Annotated in this window: 12 protein-coding genes; 2 read left to right on the top strand and 10 right to left on the bottom strand. The window is 67.1% G+C overall.

What is annotated here, in order from left to right; translation table 11 throughout:
* Positions 1 to 2: 2 nt before the first annotated feature.
* Both AWC12_RS20960 and AWC12_RS20955 read left to right on the top strand, forming a co-directional pair.
* Positions 3 to 3,212: an arabinosyltransferase domain-containing protein gene (locus AWC12_RS20960; RefSeq protein WP_110808705.1), complete on the top strand. Its 3,210-nt coding sequence runs from the start codon at positions 3 to 5 to the stop codon at positions 3,210 to 3,212.
* On the top strand, positions 3,209 to 4,087 hold the full coding sequence (locus AWC12_RS20955; protein WP_085176769.1) for an MBL fold metallo-hydrolase: 879 nt from the start codon (positions 3,209 to 3,211) through the stop codon (positions 4,085 to 4,087). The genes AWC12_RS20960 and AWC12_RS20955 overlap by 4 nt, the downstream gene beginning before the upstream one ends.
* Here the strand turns inward: AWC12_RS20955 and AWC12_RS20950 are convergent.
* The 10 genes from AWC12_RS20950 to AWC12_RS20905 form a co-directional block, all read right to left on the bottom strand.
* Entirely contained in the window at positions 4,084 to 5,487 is a 1,404-nt protein-coding gene (locus AWC12_RS20950; RefSeq protein ID WP_085176767.1) for a serine/threonine-protein kinase, read from the bottom strand. The two genes, AWC12_RS20955 and AWC12_RS20950, sit on opposite strands and share 4 nt — an antisense overlap.
* 1 nt (position 5,488) lies before the next feature.
* The gene (locus AWC12_RS20945; RefSeq protein WP_085176765.1) at positions 5,489 to 6,391 is read right to left on the bottom strand and encodes a DUF4331 family protein; all 903 of its coding nucleotides are present in this window, start codon (positions 6,389 to 6,391) and stop codon (positions 5,489 to 5,491) included.
* 72 nt (positions 6,392 to 6,463) lie between these two features.
* Positions 6,464 to 8,359, bottom strand: coding sequence for a YncE family protein (locus tag AWC12_RS31180; protein WP_085176763.1), 1,896 nt, complete (start codon positions 8,357 to 8,359; stop codon positions 6,464 to 6,466).
* A gap of 338 nt (positions 8,360 to 8,697) precedes the next feature.
* Complete coding sequence (locus AWC12_RS20935) at positions 8,698 to 10,272, bottom strand: acyl-CoA carboxylase subunit beta (RefSeq protein WP_024444086.1); 1,575 nt, start codon at positions 10,270 to 10,272, stop codon at positions 8,698 to 8,700.
* Complete coding sequence (pks13, locus tag AWC12_RS20930; RefSeq protein WP_085176787.1) at positions 10,269 to 15,683, bottom strand: polyketide synthase Pks13; 5,415 nt, start codon at positions 15,681 to 15,683, stop codon at positions 10,269 to 10,271. The genes AWC12_RS20935 and pks13 overlap by 4 nt, the downstream gene beginning before the upstream one ends.
* A 55-nt stretch (positions 15,684 to 15,738) precedes the next feature.
* Complete coding sequence (gene fadD32 / locus AWC12_RS20925; protein WP_024444088.1) at positions 15,739 to 17,628, bottom strand: long-chain-fatty-acid--AMP ligase FadD32; 1,890 nt, start codon at positions 17,626 to 17,628, stop codon at positions 15,739 to 15,741.
* A gap of 136 nt (positions 17,629 to 17,764) precedes the next feature.
* A complete protein-coding gene (culp6, locus tag AWC12_RS20920; RefSeq protein ID WP_085176761.1) occupies positions 17,765 to 18,775 on the bottom strand; it encodes a carboxylesterase Culp6 in 1,011 nt (336 codons plus the stop codon).
* 18 nt (positions 18,776 to 18,793) lie between these two features.
* Complete coding sequence (locus AWC12_RS20915; protein ID WP_412098595.1) at positions 18,794 to 19,282, bottom strand: DUF732 domain-containing protein; 489 nt, start codon at positions 19,280 to 19,282, stop codon at positions 18,794 to 18,796.
* Positions 19,283 to 19,317: 35 nt separating this feature from the next.
* A complete protein-coding gene (locus tag AWC12_RS20910; RefSeq protein ID WP_024444091.1) occupies positions 19,318 to 20,199 on the bottom strand; it encodes an alpha/beta hydrolase-fold protein in 882 nt (293 codons plus the stop codon).
* A gap of 143 nt (positions 20,200 to 20,342) precedes the next feature.
* Entirely contained in the window at positions 20,343 to 21,392 is a 1,050-nt protein-coding gene (locus tag AWC12_RS20905; protein ID WP_024444092.1) for an esterase family protein, read from the bottom strand.
* Between the last annotated feature and the right edge of the window lie 132 nt (positions 21,393 to 21,524).

Raw genomic sequence — 21,524 nt, 5'->3', positions numbered from 1 at the left:
CCGTGAACGAAGAGAACGGCAGCAAAGTCGCAGGAGCCGTGAACGAGCGTGCGAGCGACGTAAGGATTGCGCGCCTGGTCGCAACGATCGCCGGCCTGCTCGGCTTCGTGGCCGCGGTCGCCGTCCCGCTGCTGCCGGTCACCCAGACCACGGCGACGCTGAACTGGCCGCAGAACGGGCAGTTCGCGAACGTCACCGCGCCGCTGATCTCGCAGGCTCCGGTCAGCCTTGAGGCGACGATCCCGTGCAGCGGCGTCGGCGACATGCCCGCCGACGGCGGACTGATCCTCGGCACCGCACCCGAGCAGGGTCGCGACGCCGCGCTGAACGCGATGCTGGTCACCGTCAGCGAAGAGCGCGTGGACGTGATCGTGCGCAACGTCGTCGTCGCCAGCATCGAACGTGAGCGGGCCGCCGGATGTTCCGACCTGCGCATCACGTCCACCATGGAGGGGACCTACGCCGAATTCGTGGGCCTGACCCAGGACGACGGCACCCCGCAGCGCACCGGGTACGCCGACCCGAACCTGCGGCCCGCCATCGTCGGCGTCTTCACAGATCTCGTCGGCCCTGCCCCGCCGGGACTGTCGTTCTCCGCCGACATCGACACCCGGTTCACCACGCACCCGACCGCACTCAAGCTCGCCGCGATCCTGATCTCCATCGTGTGCACCGTCATCGCGCTGCTCGCGCTGTGGCGCCTCGACCGGCTCGACGGCAGGCGGATGCACCGCCTGATCCCGACGCGCTGGCGGACGTTGACCGCCGTGGACGTGACGGTGCTCGGCGGGTTCGCGATCTGGTACGTCATCGGAGCGAACTCCTCCGACGACGGCTACATCCTGCAGATGGCCCGCGTCGCCGACCATGCGGGCTACATGTCGAACTACTTCCGCTGGTTCGGCAGCCCCGAGGACCCGTTCGGCTGGTACTACAACCTGCTGGCCCTGATGACCCATGTGAGCACCGCCAGCCTCTGGATACGGCTGCCCGACATGGTCTGCGCGGTGGTGTGCTGGCTGCTGCTCTCCCGCGAGGTGCTCCCCCGACTCGGGCCCGCCGTGATCGCCAGCCGCCCCGCCCTGTGGGCTGCGGGCCTGGTGCTGCTGGGCGCGTGGATGCCGTTCAACAACGGGCTGCGCCCCGAAGGTCAGATCGCCACCGGGGCGCTGATCACCTACGTGCTGATCGAGCGGGCGGTGACCTCGGGCCGGCTCACACCCGCCGCGCTCGCCATCACCACCGCCGCGTTCACGCTCGGCATCCAACCGACCGGGCTGATCGCGGTCGCCGCGCTGGTCGCCGGCGGACGTCCGATTCTGCGGATCGTGATGAGACGAAGGCAAAGCGTCGGATTGTGGCCGCTGCTCGCACCGCTGCTCGCGGCAGGCACCGTGATCCTGGCCGTGGTGTTCGCCGACCAGACCATGGCAACGGTGTTGGAAGCGACCAAGATTCGCACCGCGATCGGCCCGAGCCAGGAGTGGTGGACCGAGAATCTGCGCTACTACTACCTCATCCTTCCGACCACCGACGGCGCGATCGCCCGCCGGGTGGCGTTCCTGTTCACTGCGCTGTGCCTGTTCTCGTCGCTGTTCATCATGTTGCGGCGCAAGCGCGTTCCCGGTGTTGCCCGCGGGCCCGCGTGGCGGTTGATGGGCGTCATCTTCGCCACCATCTTCTTCCTGATGTTCACCCCCACCAAGTGGATCCACCACTTCGGCCTGTTCGCCGCGGTCGGCGGCGCGATGGCCGCGTTGGCGACGGTCCTGGTGTCACCGCTGGTGCTGAGGTCCGCGCGCAACAGGATGGCGTTCCTGTCCGGGGTGATGTTCGTCCTTGCAATGTGTTTCGCCTCCACCAACGGCTGGTGGTACGTCTCCAACTTCGGTGCGCCCTTCAACAATTCGGTGCCGCAACTGGGCGGGGTGACCGCAAGCGCGGTGTTCTTCGTGCTGTGCGGCATCACCGCGCTGTGGGCCTTCTGGCTACATCTGCGCAACAAGCAGCAGTCACGCGTCGTCGACGTGCTCACCGCGGCACCCATCCCGATCGCCGCCGGATTCATGGTGCTGTTCATGGTGGCGTCGATGGCGATCGGCGTCGTGCGCCAGTACCCGACCTACTCCAACGGCTGGGCCAACATCCGCGCGCTGGCCGGCGGTTGCGGCCTCGCCGACGACGTCCTCGTCGAACCCGACTCCAACGACGGCTTCCTCACGCCGGCACCCGGACGGTACGGCCCCCTCGGGCCGCTCGGCGGGACCGACCCGACGGGCTTCTCCCCCAACGGTGTTCCCGACCGGATCATCGCCGAGGCGATCCGGCTCAACAACCCGCAGCCGGGCACCGACTACGACTGGAACCGGCCGATCAAGCTGTCACGGCCCGGCATCAACGGCTCGACAGTGCCGCTGCCCTACGGCCTCGATCCCGCCCGCGTCCCGGTCGCAGGCACGTATTCCACGGAGGCGCAACAGGAGAGCCGCCTAGCGTCGGCGTGGTACGAACTGCCACCCGCCGACGAGGCGCACCCGCTCGTGACCATCACCGCGGCAGGCACCATCACGGGTACCAGCGTCGCCAACAACGTCACCACCGGGCAGACCGTCGAGCTCGAATACGCCACCCGCGGCCCCGACGGCACCCCGGCGCCCGCTGGCCGCGTCACTCCCTTCGACATCGGCCCCACCCCGTCGTGGCGCAACCTTCGCTACCCGCGCTCACAGATCCCTGACGACGCCGTCGCGGTGCGGGTGATCGCCGAGGATCTGTCTCTGGGACAGGGTGATTGGATCGCGGTGACGCCGCCGCGGGTTCCCGAGGTCCGATCCGTGCAGGAGTACATCGGCTCCACCGAGCCTGTGCTGATGGACTGGGCGGTCGGGCTGGCGTTCCCCTGCCAGCAGCCGATGCTGCACGCCAACGGCGTCACCGATATCCCCAAGTTCCGCATCTCGCCGGACTACTACGCCAAGCTGCAGAGCACCGACACCTGGCAGGACGGCATCAACGGCGGCCTGCTCGGGATCACCGACCTGTTGTTGCGCGCGTCGGTGATGTCGACCTACCTGTCCAACGACTGGGGCCAGGACTGGGGTTCGCTGCGCCGCTTCGACACGATCGTCGACGCCGAACCGGCGCAGATCCAGCTCGGCGAGACCACGCATTCGGGGCTCTACTCACCCGGGTCGATGCGCTTCCAGCCGTGAGCGATTCGGTGAGGCTCGGCCGCGCCGTGCTGTCGCGGGTGGTCGAGACGCGAATCCAGCTTCGGACGGCGCTGTTCGGTGAGACGCCACCAGAAGCCTGGCGGGACAACGCAGAACTGCTCGAACCGCTGTTCTGGGACCGCGGCGCCGACGAGTGGAAGATCGTGATGCAAACGTGGGTGCTGCGGGTCGACGGGCTGACCGTGCTGGTCGACACCGGCGTCGGCAACGACCGCGACCGCCCGCACATGCCACCGCTGGATCACCTCGACACAGGGTTTCTCGATGCGCTGGCCGGTGCCGGTGCGCGACCCGAGGATGTCGACGTCGTCATCAACACCCACGTGCACACCGATCACGTCGGATGGAACACGCGCCTGGTCCATGGCACCTGGGTGCCGACGTTTCCCAATGCCCGCTACCTGATGCCCGAGCTGGACTACCGGCACTTCGCCCCCGGCGGCGCCGGTGACCGGGAACAGATGCGGATTGTGTTCGCCGACAGCATCATTCCGGTCGAATCGCAGATGGAGCTCTACTCAGGCGATCACCAGGTCAGCGAATCGCTGTGGCTGCGTCCCGCCGCGGGCCACACGCCGGGATCCTCGGTGGTGTGGCTGGATGCCGGAGTGCCCGCGGTGTTCGTCGGCGACCTCACCCACTGCCCCATCCAGTTGCCGCGCCCCGACGATCCGTGCGCGTTCGACGAGAATCCCCACGAGGCCGCGGTCACCCGCAACCGCGTCCTGACCGAGGCGGCGCGGCGCCGCGCCGCAGTGATCCCCGCGCACTACCCAGGGCCCGGCGGTGCGACTGTGGTCGCGCGCGGAGACGAGTTCATCGTCGACGACTGGCTGGGACTGCCCGCGATCTAGCCCGTGGACTGCTGGTTGTCGTTGGCGCTGGGATCGGTGTTCTCCTGCAGGATGTCGTCGTGGCAGTCGGCCTGGTTCTGCCCCGTCTGCTCCATGCACACCAGCACCGGCGTATCCGGTGGCGGTGAACCCTCCACCGGTGCGGGGGTGCTGCTCGGGTGCGGAATCTCGCCCGGGTAGAGCGACCACAGCGGTTCACCGGACGACGCCAGCCGGGCACAGTAGGCCGGCTCACCGCTTTCGGTGATGCCCGCCCCACCGAGGGTCGCACAGTCCGCGCCGACCACCACGACCGGCAGCGCGACCGCCCCCGACGGCGCCGCACTGGACGTGGGCTCCTTTGCTTCCGAACGGATTTCGTCTTTCTCGAACACCGCGAGCAGGACGACCGCAGCGACGGCCACCAGGGACAGAACGAGCGCCGCGACGACCAGGATGCGACCCCGGGCCCTGCTGGAGGCCGCCCCCGACTTCGACGGTGCCTTGGCGTGCCGAGGGGCCGCGGCGGCACCCGCGTGCCGTGTCGCGTCCGGGTCGTCGAGTGCACCCTGCTGGATCGCCGCACTGCGGTTGGCCAGCGCGCGCGCGAAATCCACACACCTGTCGAACCGGTCCGCCGGCGACTTCGCCAGCGCCTTCTCGAAAGCCTGGCCCAGGCCCGACAATTCGGGCCGGTGCACCGCGATCGACGGAGGCTGGGCGGTGAGGTGCTGGCTGATCACGATAGCCGGATTGGAATGCTGGAACGGCGGAGTCCCGGTCAGCAATTGAAAAGCGGTGGCGGCCAACGCATATTGATCGGCGCGGCCGTCGATACCCTCATCGGCGGTCAGCTGTTCGGGCGCCGAATACGCCACCGTGCCCACCGTCATGTTCGTTCCGGTGAGCGCGCTGACCTCCCCCACGCGGCGGGCGATCCCGAAATCCGCCAGCATGATCCGCTCGTTCTCGGTCTCCGGGTCGGCGATCAGGATGTTCGCGGGCTTGACGTCACGGTGCAGCAGCCCGCGCTGATGAGCGTAGTCGAGCGCCTCCCCGACGGCGATGACCAGCCGGATCACCAACGCCGGCGGCATGCCGTTCGGATACCTCTCGGCAAGAAGACGCGCCGCATCGGTTCCCTCGACATGGTCCATCGAGATCCACAGCCGGCCTTCGAATTCCCCACGGTCGTGCACCTGGACGATGTGCGGGTGCCACAGCGACGCCGCGATGTCGGCCTCCCTGTTGAACCGCTCGCGATACTCGCTGTCGGTCGACACTGCCGCCGACAGCACCTTGAGCGCGTCGTAGCGGGGCAGCCTCGGGTGCTTGGCCAGATAGACCTCGCCCATGCCGCCGGAACCCAACATCCGCGAGATCGTGTAACCCGAGATCACCTCGCCGTCGCTCAACGGCATATCAACGCGGCGGAGCGAGGTAGGGGAACTCGGGGAGCAGACCGGACGGCGCGTGGAAACCCGGCAGTCCCTTCTTCCCGTTGGTCAGGAACTTGGACCGGAAATCGGCGACGTCGTCGGTCAGCGCGCGGCCGTTCGGATACCGGGCCGGCTTGGACGGGTTGTAGGTCAACACGTCCGGCAGCGTGCCCTCGGACTCGATCGCATCGATCGCCTCGTTCCTGGAGTAGCCACCGGTCTCGGCCATCAGCTCGATGAGATGGCCCATCCAGTGCGCCTGGTCCCGGTTCGGCTCTCCGGAACTGAATTCGGCAAGTTCGTCATCGGTGCCGAAGAACCCGCTGATCCACGGGTGGGCGGCGCGGTCGGCGTGCACCCATTTGCCGTCCTTGACCAGACTGCAACGGGCCCACAGGCGCACGTCGGGCTCGGCGCCGAGATAGGTGGTGGGCAATTCCACGGCCATCGCGATGACGTTGGAGTCCGGAAACGACGGATCGCTGCGCGCTCCGGCGAAGAACACGAACGCGCCGCCGCGGGACCGCCAGACGTGCGGCTCGTCGTCGAAGGACACCTCGACGCCGCCGAAGATCTCCGACCCCGACGCGGAGTCGACGCGCGCCTCGGCCTGAAGACCGAGCCGGACGTCGACCCGCTGCCGACCGTCCACCACCTCAGAGAATACGAAGTTGAACGCGATGTCGTTGCGCAGATCGCCGTCGTTGTCGATGCCGATGCGGTAGACCGCACCGGGATACAACGCGTCGGCCTTCGGGTTCGCCGTCAGGATCAGCGTGGTCCGCGCGGAGTCGTTCGGCGACTCGAACACGAACAGATCGCACAGGTCCAATCGTGAATCGCCGAGCGGGGCATCCCGCCTCAGCCCGGTGAAGTCAGTCGACACAGGCCCTATTCAATCGCACCGACCGTCGGTTAGTGAGCCAGCCCCGGCGTTTCCGCGGAACCGGCCACTCCCTCACACGTTGACAAGCACGGTTCTCGCTCGCCGCTCCCACCAGGTGTCGATTATCCAGTCAGCGATCGAACCACCAACGTTTGCCACAGCGTCACCGAAAACCTTATTGATCTTCGTCAGCTGTCGCCCGAACGGAATCAGGCCGATCAAGTCGTTGACGATATCCCCGATCTCTTCGGTGAAATCGTCGGCATCTCTCTTGTTCCAGGCGTTGACCGCCTGTCCCAGATCGATCACCAGGCTAGCCGCGTTGAGCAGACTTCCCACGCCGGGAATGAAGCCGGCCCAGAACGTAAAACCCTCCCATATCGTCTCTATCTTCTCTTCGACGCTGGGCTCCTCCGGCTCCTCCGGCTCCTCCGGCTCCTGCGGCTCCTCGGGCTCTTCCGGTTCCTGCGGCTCCTCTGGTTCCTCACCGTGGGAAACGCCCGCATCGAGCACAACGAGACCGGCACTGCCGATGACGTACAGATGGGTGCCGTTCGGGCTGACGATGATGTCAGTCGGGTACGTGCCGACGCCGGACAGCACGGTGTTGACGATCGTCTTCGTCGCGGTGTCGATAACCCAGACGCCGCCGGTGGTCCCGTCGTCCCCGACCACGTAGACACGTGACCCGTCAGGGCTCACAACCGCTTCCCACGGCGTAAAGGCCCCCAGCTCGATCGGCGCACCGACCACAGTCCGAGTGGCCGTGTCTATGACCCAAACCCCTCGGCCCACCAACTCGCCGGAGGTGTTGTCGAAGGTTCCGCGGGTGGGCACGTAAAGCCTCGAGCCGTCGGGGCTGACCGCCACACCCTCGGGATCCCAACCCACGGAGATCGGGGTGCCGATGACGGAGTTGGTGCTCGTGTTGATCACCGACACGACGCCGGCGCCGTATGTCCCGATGACGGTCCCGGTCACATATAGGCGGGAGCCGTCTCCGCTGGCCGCCATGGCCAGTGCCGGATGCGGGAGCTCGATTGTCTTGACCAGCTTGTTGGTTGCGGTGTCGACCACCGCCACGCCGTACTTTCCCGTCCTGAAGTCGGTAATTTTTGCCACGTAAACGCGCGAACCGTCACGGCTGACAACGACGTCACCGACCATGCCCTCGAAGCTGATCGGTGTGCCGACGGCGGTACCGGTGGCGACGTCGATGACCGACAGTGAGCCGCCGTTGATCGTGCCGTCGTGATAGTTCGTGGCATATACGCGTCTACCGTCCGGGCTCACCCCTAGCCCGAATCCCAACCCGCTCAACGGTATCGGTAGACCAACGGTGGTGTTTGTGGCGGTGTCGACCACCGACAGAACGGCCTTTTGCGACGCGTAGTCATAGCTGATCACATACACGCGCGTGCCGTCGGGACTCACCGTCACACTGCTCGGGGAGCCAACATCGGTGACGGTCGTGATAACTGACGGGTCCGGTGTTCCGGCGGACGCTACGGTCGCAGCGACCGCCCCCGCGGATGTGTCCTCGTCCACTTTCCGCCCGGGAGCCTCGCTAGCGAACTTGGCGCGCGCCGCACCAGCGGTCAGTACATTTGCAGCAACAACGGTTGGCGAAGCGGGTTCGTCGAGCAGATCCGCCGCGGACGCGTACTCCGAGGTCCCCTCGACCGAGACCGTTGCGAGTCCCACGTCTTCGCTGGCGGACTCGGCGTCTGCAGCCTCCTCGTCGTCGAAGGTAACGGATTCCTCGTCGTCGACCGCCGCGTTGACCTCTGTCCGAGACTCCAGGTTGACCTCACCTTCAACCTCGGCGTCGGGATCGTCAGCGTCTACGTCCTCTGAATCATCTGATTCCGCTGCGCTCTTGTGGCTTTGTCGTACCTCCGGCGAGGACGTCGGCGAGGAATTGGTCTCCGACGTGGAATCCGACGGCGAGTCTTCGGCGCTGGCCACACCACATCCCGTCACCACCGCGATGCCGAGGCCAAACGTGACTGCGCCGGCTCCCAGCCATGCGTAGGGCTCTCGACGGTGCGTCGTCTTCGCTCGGTGCCGGCCGCGCGGCCTCGTGGATGAACTTGCCCGAGACCTCGTCAACTCATAGTTGGACACCCGCGAAATACCCCCAGATCTTGATCAGCGTTTGCCGAGGAGGCCCCGGCAGGTCCCGGCAGCAGCGAGACAACGATTTTTACCACGCCGTCACCCGACTCGGTGGTCCTGACGAAGCAAATCAGACGTTCGGCTTACGCCGGATTACCGCAAATCAAGAAATCGAGGAAAGTCCTTCGCTAGATGGGCGTCAGGCCGTGCTTACGCTGCACGCGGTTGATCTGCTTGTCCCGCAGCAGTCGCATGCAGTTGCGCAGCAGCAGCCGGGTCTGATGCGGCTCGATGACACCATCGATGAAACCTCGCTCAGCGGCGATCCACGGCGTGGCCAGGCTCGTGTTGTAGCCCTCGATGAAGTCGGCACGGATCTTCTGCACCTCGGGGGCGGTCGGATCGGGGAACCTCTTGACCAGAAGCTGGGCCGCACCTTCGGCGCCGATCACCGCGATGCGGGCGGTCGGCCAGGCGAAGTTGAAGTCCGACGTCAGCTGCTTGGATCCCATCACGGCGTACGCGCCGCCATAGGACTTGCGGATCGTGATCGTCACCTTCGGCACGTCGGCCTCGACGACGGCGTTGAGGAAGCGGCCGCCGCGCTTGATGATGCCGCCCTTCTCCTGCTCCACACCGGGCATGAAGCCGGGGGTGTCCACGACGAACACCAGCGGAGTGTTGAACGAGTCGCAGAACCGGACGAAGCGGGCCGCCTTGTCGGATGCCTCGTTGTCGATCGCGCCCGACATGTACATCGGCTGGTTGGCGAGGATGCCGACGGGACGGCCGTCCACCCGGGCGAACGCGGTGATGATCGCCGGTCCGGACTGCTCGCCGACCTGGAAGACGTCGCCGTCGTCGAAGATCCGCAGCAAGATCTCCATCATGTCGTAGGCCTGGTTGTCGGCGTCCGGCACGATCGCATCGAGCTCGAGGTCGTGCGGGGTGACCTCCGGCTCCAGCCCAGGGTTGACGATCGGCGGATCGTCGAACGTGTTGCCCGGCAGGAAGCTGAGGTAGTCGCGCACGTACTGGAACGCCGCGGCCTCGGATTCGACGACCTGGTGGATGTTGCCGTAGCGCGCCTGCGCGTCCGCGCCACCGAGTTCGTCGAGCGTGACGTCCTCGCCCGTGACGTCCTTGATGACGTCGGGGCCGGTGACGAACATGTAGCCCTGGTCGCGCACCGCCACGACGAGGTCCGTCTGGATCGGCGAATAGACGGCACCGCCCGCGCACTTGCCGAAGATCAACGAGATCTCGGGCACCAGGCCGCGCAGTAACTCGTGGCGGCGGCCCAACTCCGCGTACCAGGCCAGCGAAGTCGCAGTGTCCTGGATGCGGGCGCCCGCGGAGTCGTTGATGCCGATGATCGGGCAGCCGACCATGGCCACCCACTCCATCAGGCGGGCGACCTTGCGGCCGAACATCTCACCGACCGAGCCCTGGAACACCGTCTGGTCGTGGCTGAACACGCCGACCGGGCGGCCGTTGATGGTGCCGTGGCCGGTGACCACACCGTCGCCGTAGAGCGCCTCGGGATCACCAGGGGTCTTGGCGAGCGCACCGATCTCCAGGAAGCTGCCCGGGTCCAACAGCGCGTGGATGCGCTCCCGCGCGCTCGGGATCCCCTTCTTCGCCCGTTTGGCGACTGCTTTCTCACCGCCCGGTTCTTTGGCCAGCTCCAGCTTCTCGCGCAGTTCGGCGAGGAGTTCGGCAGTCGTTCGCGCCGGGTGGTCGGTGGGAGATACGTCGGTCACTTGCTCTCGCTCTCGGCCTCGATGGCGTTGATCGCCTGGCTCATGTGGGCGCCCACCTTGGCAATGTACGGCTCGTCGATGGCCTGAATGTGCTCGCCCCCGATGGGCACGATCTCCAGATCCTCGACGAATTCACCCCAGCCGCCGTCGGGCTGGCGGATGGCGTAGCGCGGCTCGAAGAAGATCGCGTCGTCGTGGTAGCGGTCGGCCATGTAAAGGGTGACGTGGCCGTCGTACGGCTGGATCTCCGCCGTCTCGAGCAGGCGGTTGTCCAGATAGGACGTGCGCTGGTGCTCGATGATGCCGCCGGGGATGTCGACCCCGCTCTCCTTGACGGCGTCGAGGATGAACTTCACCTGGCCCGCGTCGTCGAGAGCCTCCAGCTCCTCGTACGGGATCGGCGGCACCTCGACATTGAAGGTGCGCTGGGCGAACAGCGCGTAGCGATCCCAGCGGGCCCGCGTCTCCTCCTGCGTCTGCGGGATCTCCTCGCCGGGACGCACCATGTCGATCAGCCCGACGAACCGGACGTCGGCGCCCTCACGCTTGAGCCCGATCGCGCAGGCGTACGCGAGTGCGCCACCCAGCGACCACCCGACCAGGATGTAGGGGCCGTCGCCCTGGATCTCGCGCAGCTTCGGCAGGTACTCGGCGGCCCGTTCCTCGACCGAGCCCTCGACCCGCTCGAAGCCGTACATCGGGGTGTCCGGCGGAAGCCGCTTCAGCAGCGGCTCGTAGACCACGGTCGATCCGCCGGCGGGATGGAACACGAACACCGGGATGCGGTCGGAGCCCTCCTTGCGGGCCCGGATGGTGCGGACGAACCCGTCGAGCTCACCGGCGTCCATCTCGTCGCGCACGGCGACCGACAGATCCTGGATGGTGCGAGCGGACTTCACCTGCTCGGCGGTGATGGTCCCGTCGGCGCGCTCGGAGAGGCGCTGGGCCATCTTCTCGGCGACGTCGTCGGCGATCGTCGGCAGCTCGTTGAAGATGCCGCCCGGCGACTTGCCGGTCACGATCGCCCACGTGGCGAACGTGACGCGCTCGGCCGCATCGCGCGGTGGGACGTCGGCGCCGAGCGCCTCGGTGACCGCCTCCTGCGTCAGCACCTGCGCGGCAAGGCCGGCCGCGCTGGACTTCGCCGGACCGGAGGGACCGCTGGGGTCCGTGGGAGGCGGCGGGATGCTTCCCGGTTCGGAAACGGCCGGGGCCGCTTCGCTTCCCGCGGCGACCGCCGTCTGGTCGGCCTCGTCCACGGTGCCGGTCTGGTCCGCAGTGCCGGTCTGGTCCGCGGCGATCGGATGACCGGCCTCGGCCAGCTTGGCCTCCAGCTCGGCGACCGTGCTGGCACCGCCCATCATCTCGGCCTGCTCGGCGGCGATCTCCTCGGCGGTCTTGCCCTTCTGCGCCTCGGCCAGCTGGTCGACCTGGTCGCGGTTCTCGACCGCGTACGCGATGAGCTTCTCAACGGCGTACAGGTTGGCGTCGCGCACGGCGGTCAGCTGGATCGGCGGCAGGTCGAAGTCGTATTCCACCCGGTTCTTGATGCGCACTGCCATCAGAGAATCGAGACCGAGCTCGATGAGCGGTACCTCCCACGGGAGATCCTCGGGCTCATATCCCATCGCGGCGCCGACGATCGTGCCTAGGCGCTCACCGATCGTCTCACCCGACTCCGGCGACCACTTCGCGAAATCCGCACCGAGGTTCGCGCCTGCGGTCAGGTTGTCCGCCTCGAATGCCGGTGTCTGCTCGGGCTCCGCTTCCGTTGTCGCTGTTGCGATCTCGGCGATCGTGCCCGCCCCGACTGCCGTCGGCAGCGCGGCTTGATGGCCACCGCGGGTCACGATGGCGTCGTAGACCAGCGTGAAAGATTCCTCGATACGAGCGTGCACCTGCACGCCGGCGCCGCCGGGGTGGCGGGTCAGCGTGGTCACCAACCGAGAGCCCTCGGCAGGCGCCGCGCGCTGCTCCGACGCGGTCAGCGAGGCATCCGGAAGAACCTCTGCCGCAGCCGCTTTCACTAACGCCGCCAGATCGGTGGTGCCGCGACCGGCGTACTCCCACACATGCCTGCCGTCCGGGGTGGCGACATGGCTGCCCGGCATGACGGTCGAGTTGCCGCCGCCGAAGTTGACCTCGAGCCAGTGCGGCTTGCGCTTGAAACGCGTCGGCGGGATATCCGCGTAGTCCTCGGCGCTCGACGCGCGCGAGAACAGGGTGCGGAAGTCCAGATCGTGACCGTGCACGAACAGGTGCGCCATCGCCGAGGTCATCGAATCGACCTCGTCCTGCTTGCGGGCCAGCGTCGGGATCAGCTGCGCGTCATGCAGACCGGCGTCAGCCGTGGTCAGCCCAACCTGCATGAGCGCCACCGGATTCGGCGCCAGCTCCAGGAACGTGGTGTGACCGTTGTCCACGGCGTTGCGGATGCCGTGCGTGAAGTAGACGCTGTGGCGCAACCCCTTCTTCCAGTAGTCGACATCGTGAATCGCGTCCGACCCGGCACGGATGAGGCTGCCCTCGTGCACCGTCGAGTAGTACGGGACCTGCAGCGGATGCGCCTCGATGCCCTGCAGTTCGGCGGCGAGCTCGCCGAGCAGCGGATCCATCTGCGAGGTGTGGCTGGCGCCCTTGGTCTGGAACTTGCGGGCGAACTTGCCCTCCGATTCCGCCCGGGCGATGATCGCGTCCACCTGGTCCGGCGGGCCGCCGATGACCGTCTGGCTCGGCGCGGCGTAGACGCAGACCTCGAGGTTCTTGAAGTCTGAGAAGACCGTCTCGATCTCCTGAGCCGAGTACTCCACCAGCGCCATCAGCCGGATGTACTCGCCGAACAGCATCGCCTCGCCCTCGCCCATCAGGTGGGCGCGCGAGCAGATGGTGCGGGTCGCATCCTCCAGCGACAGGCCGCCGGCGAAGTAGGCGGCGGCCGCCTCGCCCAGCGACTGGCCGATCAGCGCACCGGGTTTCGCCCCGTGCGCCTTGAGTAGCTCTCCGAGCGCGACCTGGATCGCGAAGATGACCAGCTGCACCTTCTCGATCGGGAGCTCGGTGGTCTCGTCGGAGTAGTCGATCGCATCGTCGAGGATCAGCTCGAGGATCGAATGCCCGCGCTCGTCCTGGATCAGGCTGTCCACCTTGTTGATCCACTCGGCGAAGATCTCGTCGCGCAGATACAGGCTCTTGGCCATCTTGCGGTGCTGGGCACCGAATCCTGCGAGCACCCACACCGGCCCGTTGGTGACCGGGCCGTCGGAGCTGATCACGATCGGGTTCGGCTTGCCGTCGGCGATGGCGCGCAGACCCTTGACCGCTTCGTCGTGGTCATGGGCGAGTACCACGGCGCGGGACCGTCCGTGGTTGCGCCGCGACAGCGAGCGGCCGATCGACTCCAGCGACGACGCGCGGCCCTCGGGGCTGTCGACCCAGTCCGCCAGTTCTGCCGCGGTCGCCCGCTTACGAGAGGTCAGGAAGCCCGAAACGGCAAGGGGCACAATCGGAACCGGCGGATTGTCGGCATCCGCGGCGGCCATCTTCTCGCGGGCGAGCTCCAGCAGGCGCAGCGCCTCGTCGGTCAGTCCCGGAAGCTCCGGTTCACTCTCGGCGATCTGGCCGTAGAACTCCGGGTCGCGAGCGCCGCCGAGATCGTCGTCAAGGTCGTCGTCGTCCTCGACGAGCATGCCGCCCACGTACACCGCGGGCTTGGCTTCGCTCGCCGGCGTCACCACGGCCACATCGGGTTCCGGTGCCGGCTCGACCAGATCGGTGGGCAGTACCTCACGCAACACCAGATGCGCGTTGGCGCCGCCGAAACCGAAACCGGACACACCGGCGACGGCGTGGCCGCTGTAGCGCGGCCACTCGGTGACCGTATCGGCGACCTTGAGGTGTTCCTTGTCGAAGTCGATGTAAGGGTTCGGACCCGTGTAGTTGATCGACGGCGGAATCTTGCCGTGATGCAGCGCCAGCGCCATCTTCGCCAGGCTCGCCGCGCCGGCAGCCGACTCCAGGTGCCCGACATTGGATTTCACCGCACCCAGCAGCGCCGGCCTATCCGCGGCGCGGCCGCGACCGACCACCCGGCCGAGCGCGTCCGCCTCGATCGGATCGCCCAGGATCGTGCCGGTGCCGTGCGCCTCCACGTAGTCGACGTCACGAGGATTGATACCGGCGTCCTTGTAAGCCTTGCGCAACACCGATTCCTGCGCATCGGGGTTCGGTGCGAGCATGCCGTTGGAGCGACCGTCATGGTTGACAGCGCCGCCGGCGATAACGGCGAGAATCTGATCGCCGTCGCGGCGGGCGTCGGCCAGACGCTTCAACACGATCATTCCGCCACCCTCGGAGCGGGCGTAGCCGTCGGCGTCCTTGGAGAACGACTTGATCCGGCCGTCCGGCGCCAGGACACCGCCGACCTCGTCGAAACCGACTGTCACCAAGGGAGTTACGAGCGCGTTCACACCGCCCGCCAGCACCACGTCGGCGTCGCCGGCGCGCAGCGCCTTGACCCCCTCGTGGACGGCGACCAGTGACGACGAGCAGGCGGTGTCGATCGTCATCGACGGACCGCGGAAATCGTAGAAGTAGGAGACGCGGTTGGCGACGATCGCGCTGGAGTTACCGGTGATCGCATACGGGTGCGCGACAGCCGGATCGGCCACCGACATGAACATGTAGTCGTTGGTGGAACTGCCGATGTAGACGCCGACACTCTGGCCGCGCAGGCTCGACGCCGGAATTCGGGCGTGCTCCAACGCTTCCCAGGTCAACTCGAGCGCCATCCGCTGCTGCGGATCGATGTTGTCGGCTTCCATCTTCGACAACGCGAAGAACTCGGCGTCGAAACCCTTGATGTCAGAGAGGTAGCCACCGCGGGTGCGCGCCCTGCCGACCCGCTCGGCCACGCGCGGGTCCGACAGGAACTCCGACCAGCGTCCCTCGGGGAGATCGGTGATCGCGTCGCGGCCCTCAAGAAGGGCCTGCCACATTTCGCCGGGGGTGTTCATGTCGCCCGGGAAGCGGGTGCCGATACCGACGATGGCGATGTTGGTGAGGTCTTCGTCCACGTCGCGCGACCAGTCTTCGGCGTCCAGCGCCGCAGTATCCTCTTCGGGTTCACCCTCGATGATGACCGTCGCGAGGGACTCGATCGTCGGATGGCGGAACGCGACCGTCGCGGTCAGCGTCACCCCGGTCAGGTCCTCGATGTCGCTGGCCATCGCGACCGCGTCACGGGACGACAACCCGAGCTCGACCAGGGGCGCGGTCTCATTGACCGAGTCCGGCGACTGCCCCGTCGCGTTGCCGACCCAGTTGCGCAGCCATTCGCGCATCTCGGCGACGGTCATATCCGGCCCGTTCTTGGGAGCCGCAGGCGACACCGAATCGTCTTGTGCTTCAGCCATGTTCACTCAACCTCACGATCGCGGAGCGACCGGCACGGCCGCCGAAATTTGAGTTTCAGTCCGTTTCATCAGGGAAGGCGTTGGCCACCTTGCCGCTGCGGAGGCTGCCGTCCAGGTACGCAGACCGGCACGCGCGGCGGCCGATCTTGCCGCTGGAGGTGCGCGGGATCGCGCCAGCCGCAGTCAGCAGCACATCGCGCACCGTCACGCCGTGGCGGACGGCGATCGCCGCGCGGATGTCGTCGACGATCGGACCCATGTCGAGCTTGTGCGCACCGGGCGCACGCTCACCGACGATGACCAACTGCTCGGAGGTGTCGTCCGGGTCGCGCTTGAGTCCGGCGTGGGAGTTCTCGAACACCTCGTCGGGAAGCTGGTTGGCGGGCACCGAGAACGCCGCGACGAAACCGGTACGCAGCGCCTTGCTGGCCTCCTGCGCCGAGTACTCCAAGTCCTGCGGGTAATGGTTGCGGCCATCGACGATCACCAGATCTTTGACGCGACCGGTGATGTAGAGCTCGCCGTCGTGGTACGCACCGAGGTCGCCGGTGCGCACCCACGTGGCATCGTCGGCGGCACCTTCGGCATGCGAGGGCGTCGTGCGGGACTTGAGGATGTTGTGAAATGTGGCGACCGTCTCTTCGGGCTTGTTCCAGTAGCCGGTGCCCATGTTCTGCCCGGAGATCCAGATCTCACCGATCTGACCGTCCGGAAGTTCGGTCGCGGTCTCGTGGTCGACGATGACGGCCCACTCGGCCAAGCCGATCTTGCCTGCACCCGCCTGCGCGACAGCCTTCGGTGAGTCGTCGGGCACCTGGACGAACCGGTTGTTGTTCAGCTCGTCGCGGTCCACCGAGATGATCCGGGGTGACTCGTGGATCGGCGTGGTCGACACGAACAGCGTCGCCTCGGCCAGGCCGTACGACGGCTTGATCGCCTCCGGCTTGAAGCCGTACGGGCCGAAGGCCTCGTTGAAGCGGCGCACCGTGGCCGCCGAGATCGGCTCGCTGCCGTTGAGGATGCACTTGATGTTCGACAGGTCCAGGGGCTCTTCACCGTCTTTGGGCACACCGCGGGACGCGGCGTGGTCGAAGGCGAAGTTCGGTGCCACCGAGATGGTGCCGCCGGTGTCGTCGGGCTTGCGCGCCATCTCGCGGATCCACCGGCCGGGGCGGCGGACGAATGCGGCCGGCGTCATGAAGGTGATGTAGTGGCCGAGCATCGGCGAGAGCAGAACGGTGATCAGACCCATGTCGTGGAAGAAGGGCAGCCACGAGACGCCGCGATCGCCCTCCTGTCCGTCGAGCGCTTCGATGACCTGGACGACGTTGGTGGCCAGGTTCAGATGGGTGATCTGCACACCGGTCGGGATGCGGGTGGACCCGGAGGTGTACTGCAGGTAGGCGATCGTGTCGTGCTGGACGTCGACCGGCTCCCACGTGGCGCCGACCTCATCGGGCACGGCGTCCACGGCGATGACGCGCGGACGCTGATTGGCCGGGCGGGTGCGGAAGAACTTGCGGACGCCCTCGGCGGCGGCAGTCGTCGTCAAGATCGCCGACGGCGTGCAGTCGTCGAGCACCGCGTGCAGTCGCCCGACGTGCCCTGGCTCGTTCGGATCGAAGAGTGGCACCGCGATGCGGCCCGAATACAGCGTGCCGAAGAACGCGACGAGGTACTCGAGGTTCTGCGGGCAGAGAATGGCAACTCGGTCACCGGGCTGGGTGACCTGCTGCAGACGCGCGCCGACGGCCTTGTTGCGGGCGCCGAAGTCGGCCCAGTTCAGATCCCGCTGTACGCCGTCGCGCTCGGTGGAGAAGTCGATGAACCGGTAGGCGACTTTGTCGCCACGCACCTTCGCCCACCGCTCGACGTGACGCACCAAGTTGCCGTTGTCGGGGAACTTGATCAATCCGTCCTTGATGAACGGGTTGTGGAAGGCCATCTGCTACTCCAATACGTCACGAAACCCCAAGGGTCGCGACGGGGTAGACGCCCCCACCCGTCAACCGCCGGCGACCGCTCTTAAAATTTCCTTAAACTACCGCAATGCTAGGCGACCTGCGCGGTCGCGCCAAATCTCAACCGTGTTTCGGCTGCGGCGCGTTGCTCACCAGACTTTGCGCCCAGTTCAGTGTCCACCCTGTTGCTGGGAGACCATCGAGATTCCAGAAGTCGGGCGTGGCGTACATCGCGTGCACGGGCTGACCCGCACCACCGGAGAGCACCTGCAATGTCTGCGGCAGCTGGGTGATGTTGAACGCCGACTCCGGGGCGGCGCAGATCAGGTCGCCGCGGGCGCAGATCTCGTTGGTGCGGTCGTTGAGCGCGCCGAACCCACCGGGGCGCGGGCCCGTCATGCTCAGTCCCAGCGCCGACAGCGTCGGCACCTCGTGCAGCGTGATCTCGGCGCCCTGGCCGGGCGGATTGGGCCCGACATCCTGACCGACGCCGTCCTGCCGGCGGCCGTCCGCGATGAGCGTCACCCCGAGCACGAGGTCCTGGTCCACCGGGCCGCGGCCGTTACCGATGTCGGAGGCGATGTCCCCGGCGATCACCGCGCCCTGGGAGAACCCGATCAGGACATAGCTGGTGAGCGGGCAGCGGTTGTTCATGTCGGTCATCGCCTTGACCGCGGCGCGGGTGCCCTCGGCGCGGCTGTCGTTGTAGGACATCTGCCGGTCGGCCGAGAGCGGGTTGTGGAACTGCGCGGTGTACGGGACGGTGAACACCTCGAGCCGCTGGTTGTCGAACTGGCCGCGGATCGGGTTGGTCACATTGAGCAGTAGCGCCGCCGGGAACTGCACCGGGTTGAACGGATCCAGTGCCACCGAGGACTCCCACGTGCCCGGGATGGAGACCAGCTGGACGTCAGGGCAGCTGGCGTCCTGGAACTCCGGACGCGGCTTCGACGTGGGCGGGACACCCGCTGTCGGCGGCAGCGCCGTGGGCGGGATCGCGGTCGGCGGAGCGTCGGGCCTGCGCAGCACCACGATCACGATCGCCACGATCAGCACCACGACAAGGCCCACCGCTCCGGCCGCGAACAGCGCCAGAATGCGGTGGCGTTTCCGCCTGTTGGTCTTCGCCATCGGTGTTAAGGGCTCCTGCTAGCAGAGTCGTTCGGTCGCGATCCGAATGTAGTCGGCTGTCGCGGAGTCGATGTCGCCCGCAGACGGCGCCTGCGCGCGTGCACCATCGGTGTCGTCGGAATCGCTGACGTCGTTACGCACGAGTGGCGCGACGAAGTCCCACACCGCCTGATCGGTCTGCTTGGCCGCGCGCGCCTGGCACACGTAGGAGCCGATGCTCAGCGCCGAGAGGTCACTGGACGGCGCCACCCCTGCGGCGTGCAGCGCATCGAGATAGGACTGCTGGTGGGGGGTGACGACGAGCGCGTTCGACTTGGACCGGTGGTCGTGGGGGCCGGGAAGCTGGGCGGTGGACAGACCGTGCGGGGGTGCGGTCTCCACCTCGGAGCCCATGCCGGCGATCATGTCGTCACCCAGCGAACAGCCGGTGAGCCAGGCCGCGGGGATCGCGAGCAGCGCGGAAAGTCCTGCCACCCCTGCGATCGACGAACGTGAGCCGTAATGCACGACTCCAAGGTACCGGGCCCGCGAACTGCGCCCCGTCAGCGAATCGTCGCGACGAGTTCGCCGGTCATCGCCGCCAGCTGCCCGCTCCACGAGCCCCAGTCATGATTGCCCGAGGTCGGGAAGTCGAAGTGGGCATTACCCCCACCCACCGAGCGGTAGTGCTGATAGAAGGAGCGGTTGCTGCCCTGCGCCTGGTCGCAGTACCCGATCATCGCGGGTACGTCGGTGCAGGTGGTGGTGGCGGGGCTGTAGACCCAGAGCCGGGTGTTGTTGTTCGCGAGCAGCTGGACGTGCACGTCCGGGTCGTGCCACTTCCAGCGACCCAACTGTGGCAATCCCCACATGTTGCGGGTGTCGGCGCCGCCGAAGCGGGCCAGGCCCGCGGTGATCGCACCGTTCATCGCGGTGGCCGACGGCGTCAGGAAGCCCGACAGTGAGCCGGCGAACCGGTAGCGGTCCGGGTGGAAGGTCGCCATCGTCAGCGCTCCGGTACCGCCCTGGGCGGCGCCGACGATGCCGTGGCCGCCGGGGGCGAGACCCTTGTTGGCGGCCAGCCAGTTGGGCAGCTCGTCGGCCAGGAAGGTCTCCCACTGCTTACTGCCGTCGGCCTCCCAGTTCGTGTACATGCTCCAGGCGCCACCCGCCGGGGCCGCCACCGAGATGCCGAGCCCGGACAGAGTGTTCATCGCGTTGCCCGCCGTCACCCAGTTGCTGACGTCGGGGGCGGCGTTGAACGCGTCGAGCAGGACCACCGCGTGGGGGCCGCCGCCCTGGAACGCCACGGGAATGGCACGCCCCATCGCCGCCGAGGGCACCATCAGCATCTCGACGCCCTGCGCCTGCGCGGGCACCGGCGCGACGGACAGCCCGGCCGCGACCAGTACCGCGGCTGCCACCGCTCGAATCAACCCGCGCATCTGCCACCCTCTTCTCGCGATCTGGTCCCTGAAACCCAGCAGTAGTGAATCACATCACCGCGACGGCCCGGAGGCTAAAAACGATTGACGGCGGTGACCCCGATTAGGGATCACCGCCGTCAATTTCAGCTGTTGCCGAGCGATTAGCCGCCCGCGACCTCAGCCGGCGCGTCGACCGGAGCCGCCGGGGCCGAAGGCTGCGGAACCGCGCCGAGCACGCGCTGGATGTCAGGCTTCATCTGCTGAAGCTGCTGACCCCAGTAGGGCCAGTCGTGCGTGCCACCCGCCGGGAAGTTGAACACACCGTTCCTGCCGCCCGCCGCGATGTACTCCTCCTGGAAGGTCCGGTTAGTGCGGATGGTCAGGCCCTCCAGGAACTTGGCGGGCAGGTTGTTGCCCGCGACGTTGCCGTTGACCTCGGCCGGCTTGCCGTCACCGCAGTAGACCCAGATGCGGGTGTTGTTGGCGACCAGCTTGCCGATGTTGACCATCGGGTCGTTGCGCTTCCATGCGCTGTTCGGGTCCTCGGTGCGGCCCCACATGTCGTTGGCGTCGTAGCCGCCTGCGTCACCCATCGAGATGTTGACCAGGGCCGGCCACCAACCCTCGGACAGGTTCAGGAAGCCCGACATCGAACCGGCGTACTGGAACTGCTGCGGGTAGTAGATCGCCAGCGTCAGCGCGGCCGAACCGGCCATCGACAGACCGACGGCGGCGTTGCGGTTGGGGTTCACACCCTTGTTCGCCGCGAGGTAGGCGGGCAGCTCCTGCGTCAGGAACGTCTCCCACTTGTAGGTGCTGCAGCCGGCTTTACCGCACGCCGGGCTGTACCAGTCGCTGTAGAAGCTGGACTGTCCGCCGACCGGCATGATCACCGCGAGGCCGGAATCGAGGTACCACTCGAACGCCTGGGTGTTGATGTCCCAGCCGTTGAAGTCGTCCTGCGCGCGCAGACCGTCGAGCAGGTACACGCCCGGCGCATTCGGTCCACCACTTTGGAACTGAACCTTGATGTCGCGTCCCATCCCTGCGGACGGAACCATCAGATATTCGACCGGCAGACCCGGGCGCGAGAACGCACCTGCGGTAGCCGAACCGCCCACTGCGCTGACCAGGCCAGGCAGCACGATCGCCGCGAGCGCGACCACCGTGAGCCGGCGGGCCGCCACGCGCAGCTTCCCAACGAGCTTCATGCTTGAGTTTTTCCCATCTGTCGTAACACGGGCAGCAGGCCGTACTCACGACCAGGCTTCATCGAAGCGATCCCCGAGTCCGGCCCAATTGCCCTGTAGTCAACCACACCTTTGTGGTGATCTCTCTTTCCG

Origin of the sequence: Mycolicibacterium iranicum, assembly GCF_002101705.1 — a bacterium.
In the GTDB taxonomy this organism is placed as follows: domain Bacteria; phylum Actinomycetota; class Actinomycetes; order Mycobacteriales; family Mycobacteriaceae; genus Mycobacterium; species Mycobacterium iranicum.
Note: the sequence above shows the minus strand (reverse complement) of the source record. Positions and strands in the feature narration are given on the sequence as shown.

What these genes read in the sequence shown, in the direction of transcription:
- AWC12_RS20950 (WP_085176767.1), bottom strand. Translation starts at nt 5,487, where the DNA reads ATGCCGTTGAGCGACGGCGAGGTGATCTCGGGTTACACGATCTCGCGG.
- pks13 (WP_085176787.1), bottom strand. Translation starts at nt 15,683, where the DNA reads ATGGCTGAAGCACAAGACGATTCGGTGTCGCCTGCGGCTCCCAAGAAC.
- fadD32 (WP_024444088.1), bottom strand. Translation starts at nt 17,628, where the DNA reads ATGGCCTTCCACAACCCGTTCATCAAGGACGGATTGATCAAGTTCCCC.
- culp6 (WP_085176761.1), bottom strand. Translation starts at nt 18,775, where the DNA reads ATGGCGAAGACCAACAGGCGGAAACGCCACCGCATTCTGGCGCTGTTC.
- AWC12_RS20910 (WP_024444091.1), bottom strand. Translation starts at nt 20,199, where the DNA reads ATGCGCGGGTTGATTCGAGCGGTGGCAGCCGCGGTACTGGTCGCGGCC.
- AWC12_RS20905 (WP_024444092.1), bottom strand. Translation starts at nt 21,392, where the DNA reads ATGAAGCTCGTTGGGAAGCTGCGCGTGGCGGCCCGCCGGCTCACGGTG.